Here is a 19238-nt window from a genome sequence, read left to right as displayed (position 1 = left end):
TCGATGCGATTTACGATAGACATTATCTATCACCCTATAGATACTTTAGATTTGACCCCAATCAGTATCGGGAATAGCCTTGATTTAGATCAATTTTGAGTACATTTTCCCTCTTGACATAAGAAGAGTAGAAACAGGTAACTCAAATATTGATGAAGATAAAGAACGCATAAACATTGCCTTTTAAAATCGCGCTACCCGTTACTGTGACTCACAAAGCAAGGTTAAGTTAGCCAAGATGGATATCAAACAACTTAAATACCTAATAGCACTCGAGCAGACCAAACATTTTGGTCAGGCGGCGGCATTGTGTCACATTACTCAGCCGACACTTTCGATGAGAATTAGAAGTTTAGAGCAAGAGCTAGACTTAGAATTAATCCAAAGAAGTCAACGTTTTGAAGGATTCACGGAAGCTGGAGAGCGTATTTTAGCGTGGGCTAAAACCGTGTTAGCGGCTCACGATGGTTTACAAGCTGAAGCCGCCAACTGCAGAGGACAACTGGTCGGCTCGCTTAGGCTGGGTATGGTGCCTTTAGCCAGTCAAAACCCTATGCAGCTGATTAAACCACTCGCTGAAGCGTTTCCGGAATTGCAATTTCAGATCCTCTCAATGACGACGGAACAGATCATAGACCAGCTCAATCGAAACCAACTCGATTTGGGTATGTGCTACGTCGACCAGGTGAACACGGCCTATTTTGACGTTATTGAATTGGACTCAACAAAGCTGGGGGTGTTGTTTGACGAGCGTTATTTTGATTTTGCCGAATCAGAAGTAATGTGGGAATCACTCAATAGCATCCCGCTTGGCTTACTATCAAAAGGGATGCACTACAGACACTCTATTGATATTAGCTTTATTAGCAAAGGGCTTGTCCCTCAAACGGTCATTGAAAGTAACTCCACCTTTCACCTTGTCCAGGCGGTAACCAGCGGTCTTTGCTGTGCGATTATGCCTAGAAACTGTGGCCTTGAAGAGTTAAACGATACGCTTCGTATTGTACCGATTGAAGAAGCCGCCGTTCATGCGCCTTTAGGCTTACTAAAACGTAAACAAGAGCCTTTTTCTGCACTCACAGATCAGTGCTTTTCAATCGCAAAAACCATATTTAATTAACAACGAATACGCATCAGTTAGACCAGCGTGAGGTGATTTCATGAGATGTACCACTCAATCTTATTTTGAATTGTCGGACTTTAACCAGGCTCCGCCTCAACCAAACGCGTTTAACTATCGTGAAATGAAAGACGGACGCCCTCTGCAGCAAACTTCGCTGGCCAGTGAATCCGCGCTCGCTATCAGTTATAACGGGATTAGCCAAGCCGTAATGATGGTGACTCCGGGGCACTTAGAAGATTTTGTTAAAGGGTTCAGTCTGAGCACAGGAATCATCAACGACTTTAAAGAGATTAAAGATATTGAAATTGGTGGTGACAACGAATCGCATTATGCAGAAGTCGAAATCAGCAACCGAGCATTCTGGTCTCTAAAAACGCAGCGCAGAAACCTTGCAGGGACAACCGGATGTGGCATTTGTGGGGTCGAAGCGTTAGAGCAAGCTTTACCTGATCTAGAACCGCTTTCCCCTTCTCTTCCCCCTCGCCCAGATGCTTTTGAAGGGTTGAGAGAGAAAGTCGCTTTACACCAAAATGCAGCTCGTGAATCAGGAGCGCTTCATGCTGCACTGTTTGCTGATTTACAGGGAAATATCTTGTCCTGTCGCGAAGACATTGGTCGTCACAATGCATTAGATAAACTCATCGGTGCGCTGGCGAATAATCACATCGAATCACAAAATGGGTTTGCGATCATGACTAGCCGTTGTAGTTTAGAATTGATCCATAAAGCGGTACGCGCTCGCATCCCTACTCTGGTTTGCCTTTCCGCGCCAACCGCATTAACTGTGGAATGGGCAAGACGGAATCATCTCAATTTGATTCACTTGCCAAAACACGGAGCACCGAGACTTTATAGCCCAGCGCCGTAATCGAAGAGCATACTCAGTGGAGGTTTGATTAAGTGATAACACCTATCAAGATATTAAACCTATCGCGTATAAACGAAGATTATCCGTGGTATTTGTTGCAAAACGTATAATCAACGTTGTAATCAAGGCTGTAATCACTACAATCTCTGGTTCGATTTTTCAGTGAACGTTTGTATGCCGAAGTTAAACCTAGATAATACCGCCCAACACTCCGCTCTTTCTAATATTGAGACTAGCAGTAAAATCCAATCGGCATTAGAACCGAAATTCCACAAGCCAACGACGCGCCTTTGTTTAAGTCCAAAACTATCGCATGAGCACTTAAACCGTCGCTGGGCAGTCCTGGAACAGACCACGAATAAAGACCTTCTTCTCGACCCTTTTACCCGAGAACATTGTGAGTCCTATTCCAATAATATCGAGCATTTCATTGGCACTGTAAATGTGCCCGTTGGTATTGCTGGCCCATTGCGAGTAAACGGTTTACATGCAAACGACGACTACTTAGTTCCACTTGCAACCACCGAAGCGGCTCTAGTTGCTTCTTACAACCGTGGCGCCAACCTAATCACTGCAGCAGGCGGTGCCAGTGCATTGCTACTTAGTGAAGGTGTGAGCCGTACTCCAGTGTTTGGCTTTAACAACTTAGCTGAAGCAGGACAGTTCGTAAGTTGGGTCACTACCCAGTTCGACACTTTTTGCCAGATTGCAGAGTCGACTACCTCTCACGGAAAACTCAAAGACATCAACATCAATATAGAAGGCAACCATGTCTATTTAGTTTTTGAATATGTCACCGGTGATGCCTCTGGTCAGAATATGGTGACCATAGCGACTAACCAAGTGTTCCATCATATTTTAGCGGTCAGTCCGGTTAAGCCGGTTCAAGCTTTTCTTGATGGCAACCTCTCGGGTGATAAAAAGCCAAATGCCCATACTCTGCGGTCTGTACGTGGTAAAAAAGTTTCAGCCGAAGTCACGATTTCTGCAGAATTAGTCAAGAAGTACCTGCATACAACGCCAGAATCAATGGCTCAGTTTACCCATATGAGTACCGTGGGTGGTTTATTGAGTGGCACTATCGGCGTCAATGCCCATTACGCTAACGCACTCGCCGCACTTTATATTGCCTGCGGTCAGGATGCGGCTTGCGTCGCTGAATCCGCGATAGGTATTACCCGAATGGAGGTTGATTCAAAAGGCAATCTCTACGCGAGTGTCACGTTGCCGAATATCATGGTGGGCACAGTTGGTGGCGGTACAGGGTTGCCAACACAAAAAGCCTGTCTCGATATTCTCGGTTTACATGGCAACGGAAAAGCGAAGGCACTTGCCGAAGTCACGGCTGCATTATGTCTCGCGGGTGAGCTATCAATTATTGGCGCATTTTGTGCGGATCACTTTTCCCGTGCTCATCATAAACTGGCAAGAAAATAACACCATATAGCCAAACAAGGCAGATTTGCTTTCTTTGATGCTTACTCTGCCACAACAATAAATTATCCAGCCCTATTTAGCTCATGTACTTGTTGGTCTTGCCCAAGCAACGAGTACATGCCGCCCTACTCACCTTCAATTACCTAAAATAGTACTAATTTCACCCAGAACGCTTTTTTTAGGCGAATCCAGACCTCTATACTCGCTCACTAAGTTGATTACTTAATACTCTTTCTCAGGTAAGCGAGTCAGTGATGATACGTCATATAAAGAATAGAATTTCTTATTGGTTTTTAGGGTTGTTTGTGGCATTTGCGTGTTCGATACAACCTGTTTATTCAGCAAGTATAACGTCAGATGATACTGCCCGTATTCTTTATCAAACCACGTTTGGCCCCACACCCGCTCTTATAAAAACCGTCGAAAAGCTAGGAGTCGAAGGCTGGGTCAATCAGCAAATAAAGCTCCCTCCTACGTATCATGAACCTCTGTTCAACACGCCTTTTTCCAAAGGTGCACAAGCCAACCGTGAAAATGCATGGTACCAAATCGTCATCAGTTCCGAAGACCAACTCAGGCAGCGAATGGCCTTTGCACTCAGTCAAATATTGGTGGTTTCCCGCTATGGAGGCGTACTGTCTGGCAAACCTGCTGGCTTAGCGAACTATTACGATGTACTCGTAAAAAACGCATTTGGTAATTATCGCGATCTGTTATTTGAAGTCGCAACGCATCCCGTTATGGGAAACTACCTGTCAATGATGGGAAGTGCTAAAGAAAACCCGTCTACCGGTGCGTTGCCAGATGAAAACTTTGCCCGAGAGCTTATGCAGTTGTTCACGCTCGGACTATACAAATTGAATATAGATGGAAGTACGGTCGTTGATAACAATACTGGTAGACCTATCCCGAGCTATACACAAAATGATGTACAGGAACTTGCCCGTGCTTTAACCGGATGGAAAAGCAGCGATGTTGACTTTGTAGAGCCTATGCAAGTCATCAATAAACTGCATGACTCAGGCGAAAAGAAGATCTTAGATACTACTCTCCCGGCAGGGCTCACTGGTCAGGAGGAACTATCCCGCGTCATCGATATTTTAATGTCCCATCCTAATATCGCGCCATTTGTGTCAAAACGATTAATCCAGCGTTTCGTTACCTCCAATCCAAGTCCTGAGTATGTAACCCGTATTTCTACGGTTTTTAATGACAATGGTAAAGGAATCAAAGGGGATCTAAGCGCGGTAATGAAAGCGATATTACTGGATGAAGAAGCGTCGCTGCGGACTGAACGTCAACCTAAAAAAGTCAAAGAGCCTATTTTGGTTCTGACAAATTTTCATCGCGCCGCAGGCTTTACTCTGAAAGGTGCGCGATATGATGATGCCACGACCGTTATGAATATCGCCAACCAAGGTCCACTGCGCGCACCTTCAGTATTTAACTTCTACTCGCCAGATTACCAGCCATCGAACGAATTTATGCAGTCTTCGATGGTGTCACCAGAGTATCAGTTACTTAATTGGTCAGCTTATACCGATATCGTTAATTTTATGCTTACTGATATTCGGGATGGAGGCGATAACACATATTCGCTTAACCTCGATGACCTTTATGCGCTGCTTGATGATCATCCAGCACTCGTCGAACAGATCAATCAACGGTTCTTCGCTGGTACAGCATCTTCTGAGCTAATAACACTCATGCTTAACGTGCTAGACGATTATCCATCCGAGTATGTGCCAAAAGCAAAGCTCTCAATCGTTATCTTCACCGCCATTTCAGGCGAAGAATTTTATCTTCAATACTAGGAGTGAACGATGGATCATTCACGACGTCATTTTATTAAAGGATCTGCATCCCTTGGGGCTTTTGCATCTTTGGGCCTGCCTGCCTATTCACTCGCTTCGCCAACAAACGACTTTCGCGCCCTTATTTGTGTCTACTTAATGGGCGGAAATGATGCCATTAATACGGTTTTGCCATTGTCAGATTTTCACTATAAGCAGTATTCAGACGTGAGAGGCGCTTTAGCCGTTCCCAGAGATGCCATAGTCCCTACCGGACTGAGTGTATTGGACACAAATGGCAGAAAGGTACCTTTGGGTTTACACCCACAGCTTGGTGCGCTTTCTTCACTTTTTGAACGTGGTGACGCTAACATTGCCGTCAATACTGGTATTCTCGATCAACCTCTAACCAAACAAGCTATTGAATCTGGCGAGTTACCCTTGCCTGAACAGCTTTTCTCTCACAACTCTCAGACGGATTCCTGGCTGCGAGGCGGAATGGAGGCATCACGTAATTTGGGCTGGGCTGGCCGCATCTTAGACGTGTTAAATTCAAACGCTGAAGTGACTCCCCTTTATAGTGTCTATGGCGAGTCACTTTGGTTAAGGGCGATGGAGCATCGACAGACAGTATTAAAAAAGGACCGAGTCGTTAAACTGTCCGCGCTCGATAATCTCGTCTACAAGGGGATTTACAATCAATTACTGTCTGGAAGTACAAATAACCCTTTCAGTGATCACTTTCATGTCATGATTAACGAGTCGATGACAATGAGTCACGTACTTTCTGAACAGCTCAACCAAATACAAGATTCTCCCCTTTTCACGTCATCTGAACTTGGCAAACAAATGCAAACGGTATTTAAGCTAATTGCCAGCCAGAATGATATGAACCAAAAACGACAAATATTTTTTGTAAAGCACAACGGGTATGACCTTCACGATTCACAACTCGCAAGACACCCGGTGTTATTAGAGGACTTAGCCACAAATTTATTCGCAATGTATCAGTCGCTCGATAAACTGGGGATGAGCAAAAATGTCACCTCTTTTACGATGTCTGATTTTGGACGTCGAATGACGGGAAATGGAAATGGCACGGATCATGGTTGGGGCGGACATCAACTGCTGTTAGGTGGCGCTGTCAACAGCAACCAGCCTATTGGTACATGGCCCGAGTTAGTTCTGGGTGGACAGGACGACTATTCAAGAGGCAGACTTATTCCGAAAGTAGCGGCGGACCAAGTAGGTGCCACACTTGCTCAATGGATGGGTGTCAGCGATAACGCTGCATTGGAGTATGTATTTCCTAATATCCGCAACTTTGCAGACTCGAATCTTAGGTTTATGTCTTAGAGGCATAAAAAAGGGAGCAGATTTGCTCCCTTAATGAACCAGATTATGCTTCGGTACGGCGACGCTCGTTACACAGTCGGATTGCACGTTCAAGTAATTCTAGTGCGGATTTATCGCACTCTGGTAACGCTGCGTCACTTTCCGCAATTGGCGTTACGCGGTCACCCCATTTAAGAACGGCGGCACCCCATGTTAGACCGGCACCGAAAGCCGCTAAAAGCAAGTTATCGCCTGGCTTGACTCGGCCTTGCTCTAACGCCTCACACAATGCAATTGGCACCGTTGCTGCTGAGGTATTGCCATACTTATGAATATTCACAAACGCTTTCTCTTGTGGGATGCCCGAAAGATCACACAAGGTCTGGATGATTCGAATGTTAGCTTGGTGAGGGATCACAACATCAATTTGTTCGGTTGTGAGCTCAGATTCTTTAAGCACGTTTTTCGCTGCTAAGCCCATGCCCTTCACTGCGCGTTTAAAGATCTCTTGGCCTACAAAGTTGAAGTCCCAGAAACCGTTATCTTCCGCAAAGCGATCCATACAAGAACCGAACTTAGGCACAGCAAGTATGTCGCGTCCTTTTGCGTCACAACCGATTTTAGATTGTAACAGTCCAGTCTCTTTGTAAGTTCTAGATAAAACAACAGCGCCTGCGCCATCGCCAAACAAAACGGCAGTATCACGCATTGCCCAATCGATGAAGAAAGAAAGCCTTTCAGCACCAATAATAATGGCATGGCGGTAATTTCCCGACTGAATCAAACGCGTGCCCGTTTCCAAACCGTATACAAAGCCGGTACAGGCAGCATTTAAATCAAAAGATGCAGCAGAACGAATATCCAGATTTTGTTGAACTTTCGATGCGATATTTGGGATTAGGGAATCGGGTGAGCACGTCGCGACGATAATCAGGTCAACCTCACTCGCATCAACACCAGCACGAGCTAACGCGTGCTTTGCGGCTACTGTTGCCATGTCAGATGTGTTTACGTGACTAATGCGGCGGTTTTCGATGCCAGTGCGAGAGCGAATCCACTCATCAGAGGTATCAAGGAATGTACTAAGATCATCGTTAGAAAGTACAGTTGGCGGTACACATTTTCCCCAACCTGTAATTTCAGCGTAGTAATTTGACATCACAGACCTATTTATTGTTGTAATTTAGTTAAGTTTCTTAGAACCTAAGTAGGTTCAAATAAAGACTTGCCAGTTCGTAGCAAGTACAAAGTAAAGAAGAAAATTATACGCTTTATGGAGCTGACTGATAAGTCAAGTTTTCACAAAGTTGTCATAAAGGAAGAAGTCATGTCATCGTTTAAAACTCGCTGTCCATCATGTGGCGGTTTAAATCGTGTACCCAACGAGCGCGTTGCAGAAAATGCGACTTGCGGAAAATGTAAAAGCTCGCTTTTAGATGGTGCGCCTATAGAAGGGACTACGGAAAACTTTTCCGCGCTATTACAAAGCCCTACACCAGTCGTCGTTGATTTTTGGGCTCCGTGGTGTAACCCATGTGTTGGTTTTGCACCTGTTTTCTCAGATGTCGCAGAGGAAAAAGCGGGAACGGCTCGTTTTGTCAAAATTGACACAGAAGCACAACAACAGCTTGCGGCTCAATTTGGCATTCGCAGTATTCCTACTATCATGGTTTTCAAAAACGGACAGCGTGTTGATATACTCAACGGAGCGCTACCTAAATCTCAGTTCGAACAGTGGCTAAATCAAGCTGTTACTAAGTGACCTATCAAGCCAGCTACCTCTTTTAGCTGGCTTTTTATTCCGCAAAATTCCACCTCTTTTTGATAAAGAATATTTGTCGATACGACTCAAATTTATCGTTTTACTTGCAAAATAATTAGCTTCATATTCGCGCCCATAAACTACCCGTAAAACATAAACTAATAGGCGCAAAGCAGTGGAAAACAAAGCCTTCCTTCCAGCATCACCACGTATCACCGTTCCTGTCATCGCATTATCTCTATATGCGGTAGCTTCTGGCTATTTAATGAGCCTGATACCTTTAATGCTTGGTGAGTACAACATTTCTGCGGACTACGCGAGTTGGTTGGCAAGCGTGTTTTATGGCGGTTTATTAACGGGTGCTATCTTTTTTGAACGCATTGTACGTTCCGTTGGACACAGAAACGCGTTTATTGCTTGCTTGATGGCTTTCTCGCTAACGATTGTTGCAATGCCTGTATTTGCAAACGGCTTTGTATGGCTAGTTGCGCGTTTTATCGCGGGCATCGCTGTTGCTGGCGTTTTTGTGATCGTTGAGTCATGGCTAATGTCTGGTGACGAAACCTCACGTGCAAAGCGTCTGAGCTTGTACATGCTATCACTTTATGGTGGTTCAGCCTTGGGTCAATTCGGTATTGGCGTACTCGGCGTGAGCGGTGGTGTTCCTTTCATCGCCATCACGACGTTAATCTTAATGGCAATACTGGTACTTAAGTTTGTTGACTGTGAACAACCAAACAGCCACGAATCGACTGCGTTGTCATTTAAACAAATTATGAAGCTTAATCATGCGGCAATCATCGGCTGCATCGTTTCTGGTTTAACACTAGGTGCGATTTATGGCCTGATGCCTCTTGAGTTGATTAATCGTCAAATCAGCCACCAAGAAATTGGAACATTAATGGCATTAGTGATCCTAGGTGGTATGGCAGTGCAACCGTTAGTGACAGCGTTGAATAAGTACATGAGCCGTACAGTACTAATGGCATTTTTCTGTCTGTTAGGCATGTTTTCTATCGGTATCACGTTTATTTCAACGTCAACGGCGGTACTTGCTGCATCGCTTTTCTTATTGGGTGCAGCGACATTCGCTCTATACCCGGTTGCGATCAACTTAGGCTGTGCAGGGCTAGACGAGCGCTTTATTGTTTCAGCGACTCAAGTAATGCTATTTAGCTACAGCATCGGGTCAGTAGCAGGCCCTGTCGTAGCTGACAGCTTCATGGGTCAGGTACATGGTTTGTTAGGTTACTTATTTGCCACTTTAGTCGCGACATGTATTTACATGTTGTTGGCGGCGAGTAAAACCAAACAACAAATGGCAGCTGGTCTCTGATCATTTATTACTAAAATCTGAATACAAAAAACGAGAGCAAGTCGCTCTCGTTTTTTAATTGCTCCGCCGCTTGTAACGATTCGATGCATTTGTAGCAGGTTTGTCTGGAACGCCTCGCTTTTCGTGAAGCAAATGTCTGATCGCTAACACAGGATGTTTCAGCAACATCCTCGGGCCGGAATAGCGCATTATTAAGCGCATTTGTTCTTTCGGCTCAGGTTTATAACAGTGGATTGGGCATTTATTGCAAGTCGGCTTATTCTCGCCATAAGGACACCGATCAAGACGCATTTCTGCGTAATCCAGTAAATCACGGCACTCAGTGCAAAGCTCACCTTTCGAACCATGATTAGCCCGACAATACACTTCCACCATCGCTTTGACGGTTTTAAATTCGGTGGCAAGTTTGCCGAGTAAAATATCACTCATTACATTAACCAAATTAAACGTTTAGATATTAGAATCTATTTATACTCAATAGACTTAGTGACGGTCGCTCAGTGGTCAGGTTTTTTAAATCAGAAACCCATTAAAGTTGTAACTTAGTGGAAAAATCACTATCCTGCCTCGCTAAATTAAAGGACCAGCACCATGAACCGCAAGAAGAAAATCAATCAAATCTTAAAGGCAAAACAGAAAAAGCATAACGCTAAGCTACATAAGAGCAATAAGCCTCGCTATATTTCAAAGGCTGAGCGAGCCAAAATGGAAGCTGAAGAACAAAACCAAGTGACCGAGTCAGCTGAACAGAGCGTAACCACGCAAGTCAGTGACGAAGCATAAAAGAAGCCGCTTATAGCGGCTTTTCTATATAGAAAGAACTTATACTAATTAACCATTAACTAAGTTGATTTTCGTCACTTTTCACCGCAATTAGCTTTTTGTTTTCTGCCAATCTAGGGCAATTATCGCACAGTTTTCTACCTTCACATTTATAAACCAGACAGCAACTTTTTCTCACTAATTTCAATGGTAGAGCCACAGACGGTTCATAAAGTGACAGCGCGTTGTTGGTATCCAGATCAAGCGCCTGAAGCCATAACACGGCATGCTCTCTTATCATGGCGTTTGTCATCTGCGGAAAGTGCTGCTGCAATCGCATTAACCCAACCAAAATACCGTCTGAGATTAATTGATGGGTAAACCCCGGTCGAATACGGGTCCATTCACTCATTTGATTTTGATAGTAGTCGAAAAGTGATTTTATCTGCGAACCAGCAGTGTTTATCAGCGTCTGATGATCGCCCTGAACAAGTGATTCATCTTGAAAACGATAACCGCTGACAAAGCAGGGTTTAACGGATTGAGCCATACCATACAGGTTCGGTAGTGAATGAAAGTGGTATATGGATATCAAGGCCACATAGACTGGTTGCCAACATAATAAATCCCATGTTCTGGTCAGCCAGTAAGCTCTGCCCGCTTCTGGAAAAGCTTCAGATAGCTGCTGATATAAATCCTGAATGATTGGGTTAATGTCGTTATCAGTATGAATCTCGCCTTCGCTTATGCTCCCTAAATCACCATGCAGGTACGGCGTTATCGCATTTGTGGCTTGGAAAAGTTGTGGGAAGAATGATTCGGACATGACTATTCCGTTTGATGGTATATGGGCTGTATCTTTATACTCAAACATTAATTCAAATGCAAACCATTCTCTTTATCATTGACGGATAAAGCCATCGAATTCCATGAAAGTGAGTCCCGACAATGACTATCCAGACATACTTGGTTACGAAAAATCAGGCTAAATCACAACATATATTTAAAGTGCGTCGCATTTTTATGCCTTAGCTCGTCAAAATAATAAACACAATGCATACACATCGATAAACGTACATTAACAGATGGAGTCTGTAGCGTGAGTTAATGCTCGTTCTTAAACATTATTTTGCGTCATCTAAGGTAATGTGAACAACATAAAGTACTTTTCCTGAGAATAGATAAACAATGGAAGCAATTGTTTTGAATAAGGAAATCTGCTCATGCTGTATCTAGAGTTTCTGTTTTTGCTCGTGATGCTTTATATCGGCTCACGCTATGGAGGTATCGGCCTTGGGGTCGTTTCTGGTATCGGTCTGGTGATAGAAGTCTTCATTTTTAAGATGCCGCCGACCTCTCCGCCCGTCACCGTAATGTTAATCATATTAGCCGTGGTTACTTGTGCATCGATTCTAGAAGCTGCGGGTGGTTTGAAATACATGCTTCAAGTCGCCGAGCGTGTGCTGCGTAAGAACCCTAAACGCGTGACCTTGATAGCACCTTTTGTTACTTACTTTATGACCTTCTTGTTAGGTACTGGCCATGCTGTGTATTCGATCATGCCGATCATTGGTGACGTTGCACTGAAAAATGGTATTCGTCCCGAGCGCCCAATGGCAGCTGCCTCTGTTGCTTCTCAGATTGCGATTACGGCTTCTCCAATTTCTGCCGCAGTGGTTTACTACTTAGCGCAGTTATCGGATATTCAGCATGAAATCACTCTGCTTTCAATTCTGCTTGTAACGGTGCCAGCTACCTTATTTGGTACATTGCTTATGTCACTTTACAGCTTAAAACGTGGTAAAGAGCTAGAAGACGATGAAGAATACCAAAATCGCCTGAAAGATCCGGTGTGGCGTGAAAAGATCTTAACCACAACCGCGACATCTTTAGATGAAGTGCTTCCGACTAGTGCTCGTAATTCCGTACTTATGTTCATTTCGGCTATCTTGGTTATTGTCGTTATCGCGATGTGGCCGGAAGTTCGTACGATTGTCGATGGTGAAAAGCCAATCAGCATGGCGGTCGTCATCCAAATGATGATGCTCTGCTTTGGCGGTATTATACTGCTGGCAACGAAAACCGATCCTCGTAAAGTGCCTGATGGTGTCGTTTTCAAATCGGGTATGGTGGCTGCCATCGCTATCTTTGGTATCGCCTGGATGTCGGACACATACTTCCAATACGCAATGCCTCAGTTTAGAACGGGCATTGTGGCGATGGTCACCGACTATCCGTGGACGTTTGCACTTGCGCTCTTCATCGTGTCTGTAGTGGTAAACTCGCAAGCCGCAACGGCACGTATGATGCTGCCAGTTGGCTTAGGTTTGGGGCTTGATCCTGCCTTGTTGATTGGTTTGATGCCTGCAGTATACGGTTACTTCTTCATCCCTAACTACCCTTCAGATATCGCAACCGTTAACTTTGATACGTCTGGTACGACGAAGATTGGCAAATGGTATTTCAACCACTCATTTATGTCAGTGGGTCTGATTGGTGTGATTGGTGCTTGTTGCTTAGGTTACGTATTAGGACAAATGATCATCCCATCATAGTTATTGCTATTTGAATAAAGACGAGTCATTGTACAAAGTGTACGCCTGAAATGACTCGTCTTTTTTCATGTCTGGCGCTTGCACTCCAGCCATAATCTGTTGTTTCTTAGTGTTTAAAGCAGAAAATTCTCATCTATTTCAACAAAAGTATCTGCACAGTCAATAAGCGTTTGTGATGTCAGCCTTGGTACGCCATACACTGTCACTTTCTTGTTGTAACGTTGCTGGATACGCTCCACCAGCAAACTAAAGTCACCATCGCCAGAAACAAGAATCACTGTATCGACATCAGGCGCAATCTCGATTGCATCCAGAGTAATACCGACGTCCCAATCGCCCTTCGCACTGCCATCACGTCTTTGGATAAAAGGCTTTAGCATTACCTCAAAACCAACACCTCTGAGGATATGGTGAAACTGTCGTTGCTTAGGATCATTACTCGCAATGGCATAAGCCTTCGCGCTGACAACGTCTTTACCTTGCGTAGCGACATACCAAAACTGGTTGTAATCGAAGTTGCAACGGTAGGCTTCACGGCAGGTGTAATACACGTTCTGTACATCAACCAGAATCGCTATTTTTTGTTTACTTTCCGAAGTCATTTAATTCTATACGTTGTTTATTTGCTGCCTACCCTAAGCCAGTTTGCGAAAAAGCACAATGAGCCATTTCCACTAAACTTAACGTATAAACGAGAGTGTTAGCATTTAAAGGATCAGTCATGAGTAAACCAATCATTTTGATACTACTTTTAGGCTTGGTATCACCGACAACCTTTAGCTACCCCTCTTACGCTCAATACTGGCCGCATCGCAGTGTCCTTTTCTTCGCGCCAGCGAACGATGCCCGTGTTAAACAGTTCCTACTTGAAACACTAATGAACGAATGTGAACTTGAAGAACGTGACATCGTCACTTTGGTCATTGCCGAAGATGGTTTTACGTTTCCTAAGGGGATTAAAGAGGAACTGGATGTCTCTGTTTTGCCGGAGAAATATGATGTGAAACAGGGTGAATACACTGCTATTTTGCTTGGAAAAGATGGCCAAGAAAAGTATCGCTGGGGCGCAGAGACAGACTGGCAATTCATCAACGAGTTAATTGACGAAATGCCAATGCGTAAGCAAGAAATGCGAAGCCAAAGCAGCCCCTGCAAAATTTAATCGTTGACCTCTTGGGGGAACCAAGCCAACTTGTTATGAAGTTGCGTAACGCTTCCAACCACGATCAGCGCCGGACTTTCTGCCTGCGCAGCCATACGAGATAATTCATTCAGTTTGCCAACAAGCACACGCTGCTCTGGCCTTGTACCATTTTCAATAATTGCACATGACATGTCTGGCGCTAAACCATGTGTAATGAGCTTGTCCATGATATACCCACTCTGTTTGAGCCCCATATAAAACACTAAGGTGTTATTTGACTGCGCTAAAGAGTGCCACTCAATTTCACGACCATCTTTCTGTACATGACCAGTAATGAATTGAACACTTTGAGCGTGATCGCGATGCGTTAGTGGAATACCAGCGTATGCCGTTGCGCCAGCTGCCGCTGTGATACCCGGTACCACTTCGTATTTTATTCCGTATTCGGCAAGCTCTTCTAACTCTTCACCACCACGGCCAAAAATGAACGAATCACCACCTTTTAAGCGAACTACACGTTTACCTTCCTGCGCCTTCTGTACCAAGATCTGGTTAATTTGTTCTTGTGGCACACAGTGAAAATCTAGCTTTTTCCCCACGTAAATCATTTCTGCTCGCGCATTCGCCAACGCCAAAATGTCTTTAGATACCAATCGGTCATAGACCACCACATCTGCAGATTGAATCGCTTTCCAACCCTTTACGGTGAGTAAATCCGGGTCGCCAGGCCCTGCGCCAACAAGTGAAACAAAACCGCTGTTTAACGAGGTGTTAATAGTAGTCATAAAATGGCCTATTGAGAAATTTAGATATAAAGAGTAACACTCTCACTATGCTCTTAGGGCTAAAACCACTCTAAGGAGTTATTACTTTTTATCTCTAAACCTATAAAATATATAGCGAAAGTTAAGAGTAAAGAATGGCCCCACCCATCAAGTAGCGGGACCATAACAAGCGAATTACTTAGCCATTGCAGGCTCTGCTTTTACTTCTGTTTCCGCAGTTAGAGAAGGTGCAGTTTTTGCGTGCGTTAAGTACAGTGGCAGACATGTCATCACCAAGCCACCAACAATGTTACCTAAAATGGTTGGGATAAGGTTGAAGTTCAACCAAGTTGCAATACCAAAGTCAGCACCCAAAATCATTCCTAGCGGGAACAGGAACATATTTACCACGGTATGCTCGAACACTAATGCGAAGAAGATGAAAATTGGGAACCACATCATCGCTACACGACCAGATACAGAGCGCGCAGTCATGTTACCAATTACGCCTAGACACACCATTAGGTTACAGAAGATGCCGCGTACAAAGCAGGTGATCCATCCGTCCATGCCCATGTTTTCAAAGCCAAGGCTACGTGCCGTTGATACCGCTACAAATTTCTTCGCTACCGCATTGAGTTCTAATGAGAAGTTACCGGTAAGAGAGATCGCGACGAGGTAAGCTACGATAAGAGAGCCGATAAGGTTACCTAAACCGACAAGACCCCAACAACGGAAAATACGACCCCAAGTAATACCCGGACGGTTTGCAAACTTAGCCAGCGGAGCAAGGCCGAATACGCCAGTAACCAGGTCGTAGCCCATTACACTTAGGATGACAAAACCAACAGGGAAGACCAAAGCCCCTACTACACCCATTCCTGTTTGTACGATGGTCGTTATCGCGACTACAACCGCCAAAGAAAGAATAATACCTGCCATCGTACCGCGTAACAGTAGGTCTCGAGTGCTGGTATTGGTTTTTGCTTCACCAACGTTGATCATAGTTTGCACGAACTCAGCTGGTTTAAAGTCTGTAGACATGAACGTGTCCTTATTCAAAAATGAAAGTTAAAAGTTAGAGATTGAATAGAGAAAGGCTTCCCAATTACGACTCGCGGTTGTCGTGGTCATTTCTCGGTGTCCTCCCAGAAACGACCTCCGGGAAGCCTTTATCTATTCAATCTAAGTATTCAATCAATGCCCTCCTCGTTTGAGGAGGGCATATTCGCTAAGCTTGTATCTCGACGTCACCATTGGTAACACGTGTTTTGTACGCTTTCACACTAAAACCTTCGTCTTCCATGCAAACACCGGTGGTTAGGTTAAAACGTTGCTTCTTAAGTGGACTTGCTACCCAAAGCTCGCCTTGGTGCTGACAAATCAAACCACGCGATAACACGTTTGATTGGAAAAACGGGTCGGTATTGCTGATTGCCAACACTTCTTCCGCTTCAGTCGGGCGAAATACCGCAACTTGCTGACCATTAAACAGTGCACAAACACCGGTACCCGGTACGATTTCGTTGATATGACAGATTTTTTCAAATGACATAATCCACCTTCCCTTAAGCTTCAGTCATGGCTACGTGTAGGATGTCGCCTTTCGCTTCAGGGTGTTTCTCCGTGAAGGTCGCCGGGCGGTGCTGTTCGCGCTCAGGTACAAACACAACGTTTTCATCGCGTTTATCTGAGTTAATAAAGTGTGCAAAGCGAGTCAGTTGTGATTCGTCGTTGATGGTTGCTGTCCATTCACACTCGTACTCATCAACAAGCTTCGCAACGTCTGCTTCTAATTGATCATTAATGCCAAGTTTGTCGTTTACGATCACTTCGCGTAGGTAGTCGACACCACCTTCCATGTTTTCCATCCAAACTGAGGTACGCTGTAGTGGCGCAGCCGTACGGATGTAGAACATCATGAAACGGTCGATGTACTTAATTAGCGTTTCTTTATCCAGATCGCTTGCTAACAGATCTGCGTGACGAGGCTTCATACCGCCGTTACCACACACGTACATGTTCCAACCAGCATCTGTTGCGATGATGCCAAGATCTTTACCTTGCGCTTCGGCACACTCACGAGTACAGCCAGACACACCGAACTTCATCTTGTGCGGAGTACGGATGCCTTTGTAGCGGTTTTCGATGAATGAGCCCAGACCAACCGAATCTTGAACACCGTAACGACACCAGGTAGAACCGACACACGTCTTAGCCATACGAAGGGCTTTTGCGTACGCCTGACCGGTTTCAAAACCAGCGTCGATTAGCTTGCGCCAGATCTCCGGAAGATCGTCTTTTTGAGCACCAAACAGACCGATACGTTGGGCGCCTGTCACTTTGGTGTATAAGTTGTACTCTTCTGCGACTGCTGCTAGCGAGCCTAAGGCTTGAGGGGTTACTTCACCGCCAGCCATACGCGGAATCACAGAGTAAGTACCGTCTTTTTGAATGTTACCCAGGAAGTTGTCGTTGGTGTCGTGTAACTTAACCAGTTGTGGCTTAAGAATGTGCTCACCCCAGCAAGACGCTAAAATCGAACCAGCTAGCGGCTTACATACTTCACAGCCGTAGCCTTTACCGTACTTCTCTAGTAGCTCATCGAACGTTTTAATTTCTTCAATGCGAATAAGATGGAACAGCTCCTGGCGAGAGTACGCAAAGTGTTCACACACGTCGTTCTTCACTTCAATACCAGATTTCGCAAGCTCTGCGTTGAGTACTGAAGTCACAAGAGGAATACAACCACCACAACCAGTACCTGCACCAGTGACGGCTTTAATGTCGCCTAATGTATGGTGACCATCCGCTACCGCTTGTGCGATTTTGCCTTTTGTCACATCAAAACATGAACAGATCACCGCACTTTCAGGCAACGCATCAGCACCTAATGCCGGTTTTTCAGCACCTGCGTGTGCAGGCAGGATAAGCGCATCCGGGTGTTCTGGTAGGTCGATTTCGTTTAGCATGAGCTGCAGTAGATCGCCGTAGTCAGACGTATCACCAACTAGCACCGCACCAAGTAGCTTTTTGTTATCTGCAGAGACAATCAGGCGTTTGTAAACTTCTTGCTCTTCGTTTTGGTAAACGTAACTCTTACAACCTTCAGTACGGCCATTCGCATCTCCGATTGAACCTACTTTCACGCCAAGCAGTTTCAGTTTTGCAGACATGTCTGCACCCTGGAATTTGCTTTCAGTGTTACCTAACAGGTGATCAACTGCGACGGTTGCCATTTTGTAACCTGGCGCGACAAGGCCGTAGAACATGCCATTCCAAGAGGCACATTCACCGATTGCGTAGATGTCTTTGTCTGAGGTCTGACAGTGGTCATTGACTTCGATACCGCCGCGCGCGCCCACTTCCAATTCCATTTGACGAGCAAGTTTGTCTTGAGGGCGGATACCCGCAGAGAAAACAATGAAGTCAGTCTCTAACTCTGTGCCGTCAGCAAAACGCATCACATTGCGTGCGTTTTCCCCTTCCGGAGCAATCTCAAGCGTGTTCTTGCTAGTGTGAACGTTCACCCCCATACGCTCGATCTTTTGACGCAGTTGATTACCACCTGCAAGGTCAAGCTGTTCTGCCATCAGTTTTGGCGCGAATTCAACAACATGCGTTTGCACACCTAATGCTTTTAGCGCACCAGCCGCTTCAAGACCTAGTAAACCACCACCGATGACCACACCAGATTTACTGTTCTTCGCACATGCTTCAATCGCTTTGAGATCTTCAATCGTACGGTAAACAAAGCAATCTTTACTTTCATGGCCTTTGATAGGTGGAACAAAAGGAAATGAGCCAGTCGCTAGAATCAACTTGTCGTATTGAACTTCACGGCCTGTATTTGAATACACAATACGGTTTTCACGGTTAACGTTGATGGCACGTTCGCCGATCAACATATTGATGCCATGTTTCTGGTAAAAACCTTCTTTTACCAATGAAAGTTCGTCGGCAGTGTGATGTGAAAAGTAAGAGGAAAGGTGCACACGATCGTAGGCAACTCGTGGTTCTTCGCAGAAAACGGTGATATCCAACTCGGAGACATCCGCTTTCTCGACTAAGTCTTCAATGTAACGATGCCCTACCATACCGTTACCGATGACTACTAGCTTCAACTTGCTCATTATAATTCCTAAGGGTTAGGTTTTTATCACTGAGCTCATTGTCATTTGTGTAAGAAAATTAATACATGATGTAAATCAATTACAATTTCAAACTACCCTAAAGGGGTAGATGCCTGTATTTACGCTTATTATCAATCAAATACCGTAATTTAAAGACATAAAACTGATGATTGAAATACAGTAATAAGTACAATTTAATTCATTAGTTTTCATCTCCCTTCACACT

18 protein-coding genes are annotated in these 19238 nt (G+C 44.7%); 10 read left to right on the top strand and 8 right to left on the bottom strand.

Annotated features, from left to right (window positions below):
* Positions 1-238: 238 nt before the first annotated feature.
* From V1U08_RS01490 to V1U08_RS01470, 5 genes are all read left to right on the top strand, one after another.
* Positions 239-1120, top strand: coding sequence for a LysR family transcriptional regulator (locus V1U08_RS01490; RefSeq protein ID WP_330469717.1), 882 nt, complete (start codon positions 239-241; stop codon positions 1118-1120).
* 40 nt (positions 1121-1160) lie between these two features.
* The gene (gene fdhD, locus V1U08_RS01485) at positions 1161-1991 is read left to right on the top strand and encodes a formate dehydrogenase accessory sulfurtransferase FdhD (protein ID WP_330469716.1); all 831 of its coding nucleotides are present in this window, start codon (positions 1161-1163) and stop codon (positions 1989-1991) included.
* 174 nt (positions 1992-2165) lie between these two features.
* Positions 2166-3428 (top strand): hydroxymethylglutaryl-CoA reductase, encoded by a 1263-nt coding sequence (locus V1U08_RS01480; RefSeq protein WP_330469715.1) that lies wholly within the window; start codon positions 2166-2168, stop codon positions 3426-3428.
* 254 nt (positions 3429-3682) lie between these two features.
* Positions 3683-5242: a DUF1800 domain-containing protein gene (locus tag V1U08_RS01475; protein ID WP_330470222.1), complete on the top strand. Its 1560-nt coding sequence runs from the start codon at positions 3683-3685 to the stop codon at positions 5240-5242.
* Between the two features lie 9 nt (positions 5243-5251).
* Complete coding sequence (locus tag V1U08_RS01470) at positions 5252-6577, top strand: DUF1501 domain-containing protein (protein ID WP_330469714.1); 1326 nt, start codon at positions 5252-5254, stop codon at positions 6575-6577.
* A 43-nt stretch (positions 6578-6620) separates the two neighbouring features.
* Here the strand turns inward: V1U08_RS01470 and V1U08_RS01465 are convergent, their stop codons facing one another.
* The gene (locus V1U08_RS01465) at positions 6621-7715 is read right to left on the bottom strand and encodes a ketoacyl-ACP synthase III (RefSeq protein WP_330469713.1); all 1095 of its coding nucleotides are present in this window, start codon (positions 7713-7715) and stop codon (positions 6621-6623) included.
* Positions 7716-7883: 168 nt separating this feature from the next.
* On the opposite strand from V1U08_RS01465, the gene trxC reads away from it, so the two are divergent.
* Positions 7884-8318, top strand: a complete 435-nt coding sequence (trxC, locus tag V1U08_RS01460; RefSeq protein WP_330469712.1) for a thioredoxin TrxC — start codon at positions 7884-7886, stop codon at positions 8316-8318.
* A 175-nt stretch (positions 8319-8493) separates the two neighbouring features.
* Positions 8494-9654, top strand: coding sequence for an MFS transporter (locus V1U08_RS01455; protein ID WP_014234185.1), 1161 nt, complete (start codon positions 8494-8496; stop codon positions 9652-9654).
* A gap of 54 nt (positions 9655-9708) precedes the next feature.
* Here the strand turns inward: V1U08_RS01455 and V1U08_RS01450 are convergent, their stop codons facing one another.
* Positions 9709-10083, bottom strand: coding sequence for a nitrous oxide-stimulated promoter family protein (locus V1U08_RS01450; protein WP_330469711.1), 375 nt, complete (start codon positions 10081-10083; stop codon positions 9709-9711).
* Between the two features lie 162 nt (positions 10084-10245).
* Here V1U08_RS01450 and V1U08_RS01445 point away from each other — a divergent pair, with 162 nt between their 5' ends.
* Positions 10246-10437, top strand: coding sequence for a DUF2986 domain-containing protein (locus V1U08_RS01445; RefSeq protein ID WP_065301140.1), 192 nt, complete (start codon positions 10246-10248; stop codon positions 10435-10437).
* 55 nt (positions 10438-10492) lie between these two features.
* Here V1U08_RS01445 and V1U08_RS01440 read toward each other — a convergent pair whose 3' ends face one another.
* Positions 10493-11242, bottom strand: coding sequence for a siderophore ferric iron reductase (locus V1U08_RS01440; protein ID WP_330469710.1), 750 nt, complete (start codon positions 11240-11242; stop codon positions 10493-10495).
* A 397-nt stretch (positions 11243-11639) separates the two neighbouring features.
* On the opposite strand from V1U08_RS01440, the gene V1U08_RS01435 reads away from it, so the two are divergent.
* Complete coding sequence (locus tag V1U08_RS01435; protein WP_014234181.1) at positions 11640-12971, top strand: anaerobic C4-dicarboxylate transporter; 1332 nt, start codon at positions 11640-11642, stop codon at positions 12969-12971.
* Between the two features lie 113 nt (positions 12972-13084).
* Here V1U08_RS01435 and V1U08_RS01430 read toward each other — a convergent pair whose 3' ends face one another.
* On the bottom strand, positions 13085-13573 hold the full coding sequence (locus V1U08_RS01430; protein WP_330469709.1) for a LabA-like NYN domain-containing protein: 489 nt from the start codon (positions 13571-13573) through the stop codon (positions 13085-13087).
* Between the two features lie 119 nt (positions 13574-13692).
* Here V1U08_RS01430 and V1U08_RS01425 point away from each other — a divergent pair, with 119 nt between their 5' ends.
* Entirely contained in the window at positions 13693-14133 is a 441-nt protein-coding gene (locus V1U08_RS01425) for a DUF4174 domain-containing protein (protein ID WP_330469708.1), read from the top strand.
* Here V1U08_RS01425 and cobA read toward each other — a convergent pair.
* The 4 genes from cobA to nirB all read right to left on the bottom strand — a co-directional run bounded on the left by cobA (position 14130) and on the right by nirB (position 19012).
* Positions 14130-14900: a uroporphyrinogen-III C-methyltransferase gene (gene cobA, locus V1U08_RS01420; protein ID WP_330469707.1), complete on the bottom strand. Its 771-nt coding sequence runs from the start codon at positions 14898-14900 to the stop codon at positions 14130-14132. The genes V1U08_RS01425 and cobA overlap by 4 nt on opposite strands.
* Before the next feature lie 174 nt (positions 14901-15074).
* Positions 15075-15923, bottom strand: coding sequence for a formate/nitrite transporter family protein (locus V1U08_RS01415; protein WP_020334836.1), 849 nt, complete (start codon positions 15921-15923; stop codon positions 15075-15077).
* Between the two features lie 187 nt (positions 15924-16110).
* Positions 16111-16434, bottom strand: a complete 324-nt coding sequence (nirD, locus tag V1U08_RS01410; protein ID WP_014234176.1) for a nitrite reductase small subunit NirD — start codon at positions 16432-16434, stop codon at positions 16111-16113.
* A gap of 13 nt (positions 16435-16447) precedes the next feature.
* Complete coding sequence (gene nirB, locus V1U08_RS01405) at positions 16448-19012, bottom strand: nitrite reductase large subunit NirB (RefSeq protein ID WP_014234175.1); 2565 nt, start codon at positions 19010-19012, stop codon at positions 16448-16450.
* Between the last annotated feature and the right edge of the window lie 226 nt (positions 19013-19238).

Origin of the sequence: Vibrio sp. YYF0003 (assembly GCF_036350715.1) — a bacterium.
GTDB classification, from domain to species: domain Bacteria; phylum Pseudomonadota; class Gammaproteobacteria; order Enterobacterales; family Vibrionaceae; genus Vibrio; species Vibrio natriegens.
The sequence above is the reverse complement of the archived record's forward strand: the minus strand, read 5'-3'. Positions and strand labels throughout refer to the sequence as shown.